Consider the following 3,334-nt stretch of genomic DNA (forward strand, 5'->3'; position numbering starts at 1 on the left):
GTCATCGTTTTGTAGTTTCGTCACCACAAAAATAGGACATACTGGTTCTTGCCTTTTTTTATGAGAAAGCCCTGCTTACTTTAAATGGTACTTTGGGAGTAACAAGTAAGCCTAATACTTTCGGCTACGACGCTTTTTCTGTTAACACAAGGTTAGTTCCAGGTACAAATAAGTTTGGCAGGAGAATAATTCTACAGTTCGGGGCTGCAAATTGGTTTACACCCGCATTGTCAGCAGTGTATAAAGCTACTGTCTTAACTTCAACAGAAAAGGTATTAGAAGCAAAAACTGTAAATAATATCATGGCTGGCATTGCCTTTCAATTAGGAAAGAATAGAGAGTTAGAAAAAGAAGATTTCACTAAATCAGTAAGAGATACGCTAACAAAATTCAATTTAGCTTTAATACAAGCAACTTCGGAAATAGATAAAGAAGCTATAAGAAAGAAAATAGCTGATTATACCTGGAAGAACCTAGCTAGAAACTCGCTTAGGAAATTTAGTTTTATTGTAGGTGGAATGTTTAGGCTTGGAAGTTTAGGTAACGAGACCGATGTGACAGCTGCAGATTTATTTGCCACAATTGCTAAAGGCAAAGGAATTTTTGATTTCGTTGCGTCACTTCACTATCTGAAACCACTTAAGGACGTACTAATTGCCCAAAATGCTACAACTCTTAATCTTGGTTTTTTTTTGATTTAGATGACCTTCCCCCTGTAAATACTATGGGGTTATCATTTGGCTTTGGACAGTACAATTATTTGGAAAAAAAGCGGGACGTATTAATCAATGGAGTTAATACCCATCTTATTGATAGACCAAATACGTTTCGTTTTGACACGACACTGTCATTCTCTGGGCTCTTCAAAGATTTAGGCCCTTTTGGTTCAAGTATTGGCTTCAGGTATTCCTATCTTAAAAATTTAAGTACGTCTAATGAATCTCAATTTTCAGTCTTATTCACGACAAAGTTTATAAACAGTCGTAATTAGCTTTCAGAGAAAAGGATGAATCTTGACATGGTTAAAAGCTGAATCCATTTGTTCTTATGAAAAATATTCTATTATTCCTCACACTAATGTCATGTGGAAGATCTACTACTACAGCTACACAGGGTACGAACAGCCCCGTAACGCCAACACCTATTAACTCGACAGTAACGACTAATCCTCCTTTTGTGAAAGCAAGCGATATAGTGCTACTTTGTACACCTGGTTCAATACCCGAAAATTTAATAGAGGAAGATACACTTTTGTATCTTAGGCGAACTTTTGTAGCAAGAGTATTTAATAGCCCTGCTGGTCAAGATGCCCTGTTCAAATTAGAACTTCCATTTATGAATGCAGGAAGTATTAAAAAGGTTTTTTATATAAACCAAAGTAAAAAAAATTTTTGTGGACGTTCACGTAGCCGTGATGCTGTTGGTGATATTGCTAAGAAAGAAGCTTTTAGAAAGGCGGTTTTAAAGCAAATCTTATGGGTTGAATTTCATCAGAAATAATAATTCTTCTGTTATTCTACCACCAGTTGATAGGAAGAATTTAGTTTAGTTCAGCCAAGCGTAAGTGTTCACTAAACTGTGTCTTTCGCTCCGCGTGGCCAGTTTGTCGGGCGACAGGTTGTTCGCTCCTGAAAGAGGGTTTTCCGCCCAAAAAAGGGAAAGGGTATATAGGTTGACAGTGTATACGTTCAAGAGAGTAGCTTGCTCATCCATCAGTCCTTTCAGGCGTTGGGTGGCCCGTCCAAATCGTTGCTTCAACTTCGGGCTTTTGGGCGACACAGGACACTCCTAGGTCGTGCAAGTTTGAGTTTTAGATCTGGGGTCGCGGTTGGCAAGCCAACCGTCTGCCAACCGTCTCAGTTGGTTAACAAATGAAATTATTACCGATTAATAAAGTGATTTGGTAAAACAGACCGTATGCCACATATTTGAACCCGTGTAAATTAAGTAATATTTAAAAAAACTCTAAGATGAAAACCGGACTTACTTTAGTAGTGCTGTTCTTTGTTTCAAACGTAGCCTACACGCAGAAGTGTAAAAATTTCTTCACCTTGCAAACTAGAACAATAGATATTACAGGGATAAACAGTAGTCTCAAGGCTAAGGGCATTGACTCAGTTAAATTAAATGTTGGCAAAATCACAATCAAACCTGAATTTGTAAAAGTTACAAATGAGTTATACAGATTGGATTTGCTCCAGCAGGCTTTGTGTAGTAATCTTAAATCAATTAAAAATAGGAATTTAAGAGATAAAGAAAGGGTAAAATATCAAGAAACTCTCACTAATATGTTAATGATTGCTGAAAACCCTGAAAAAGAAGAAAAAAAAAGATAGCATGTATCGCTTATATTGATAGATTGGTAGCTCAATTAGACTCCTCTGAGAAAGCATATAATGCTTATTTAAGATGTAAGTACTGTTGCGAAAGCGCAGTGAAGCTTTACGAAAATAATAACACCACGCTTACACTACTTGCATTTAATAAATGCATTGATAACAAAGAATTTGATAAGCTTCGAGAACATTTAAATGCGTGGAAAGGGGCTTACGAAAAACATTTTAGAAGTAAATGGCACTCCAAAACTGAATGTAGAGTTCAATATGATGGTATCTCATTTCCAATAAACATTAAACCAAAATTAATTGGAATTAGGCGAGGTATGGATTCAATTTAGGTGTTAAGCTTTGTGTTAGTCGAGTCGCTCCGCGTGGGTTGGCTTTACAGCGAAAGGCCGCATATCCCGAAGTCCGGTGAACAGCCCAACAAAGGTGAGGATTTAAAAGATGAAAGCACGTGCGTTCAATCAAGTAACTCGCTCATCTTCAGCCTTCACAGGTGTGTATGCATTGCCAAAAGTAGTACTCGCTTGCGGGTATCGTCTTCATTTGTTAGTTCTCATCAACCAGTCCAACGTCCCGATTTGACTCAAGGCATGCCTTGTTTGAACAAGGTATGCCTTAAGAACCTAACTGGTAGAAAGGCTTATCCCCCCTATACTCCGTACATCCTACTGATCGTTATCTAAAATAGTCCGCTGATAGCGCTTTATTTTATCTGCTTGTATCCTTTCAACTATGAAAAAGCAGCCTGACTATTTGACTATACCCATCATTTACTTATAGGTGGCGGGCCCAATTTCACGTAGTAGCCATCGGCGATGATTCAAAGCAATAAGTTCAACAGTTCGGTGTATCCACTAAAGAGTTGTTTCGGCTAGCGGACTGGCTACACCAACACGATGTAAAGTACATAGCCTGAGATGGTCTAATTTATCGGCACAGTGAACTTGCTTAACTTCGCAAGATCATGCAGCAACTAAGCAGACCTAAAA

3 protein-coding genes are annotated in these 3,334 nt (G+C 38.1%); all 3 read left to right on the forward strand.

All coding sequences use genetic code 11. From position 1 onward, the window contains the following. The first annotated feature begins 92 nt into the window (after nucleotides 1–92). The 3 genes from AC23NW_RS35915 (at nucleotide 93) to AC23NW_RS35925 (ending at nucleotide 2,336) form a co-directional block, all read left to right on the forward strand. A complete protein-coding gene (locus AC23NW_RS35915; RefSeq protein ID WP_487455493.1) occupies nucleotides 93–701 on the forward strand; it encodes a hypothetical protein in 609 nt (202 codons plus the stop codon). Nucleotides 702–1,047: 346 nt separating this feature from the next. Further along, entirely contained in the window at nucleotides 1,048–1,500 is a 453-nt protein-coding gene (locus AC23NW_RS35920; RefSeq protein ID WP_487455495.1) for a hypothetical protein, read from the forward strand. Between the two features lie 470 nt (nucleotides 1,501–1,970). Next, nucleotides 1,971–2,336: a hypothetical protein gene (locus tag AC23NW_RS35925; RefSeq protein ID WP_487455497.1), complete on the forward strand. Its 366-nt coding sequence runs from the start codon at nucleotides 1,971–1,973 to the stop codon at nucleotides 2,334–2,336. Nucleotides 2,337–3,334 lie beyond the last annotated feature (998 nt).

This window comes from Arsenicibacter sp. R0_47 (assembly GCF_057652235.1).

Bases quoted from the DNA above. Each gene is read 5' to 3' on its own strand.
- AC23NW_RS35920 (WP_487455495.1), top strand. From the start codon at position 1,048: ATGAAAAATATTCTATTATTCCTCACACTAATGTCATGTGGAAGATCT.
- AC23NW_RS35925 (WP_487455497.1), top strand. From the start codon at position 1,971: ATGAAAACCGGACTTACTTTAGTAGTGCTGTTCTTTGTTTCAAACGTA.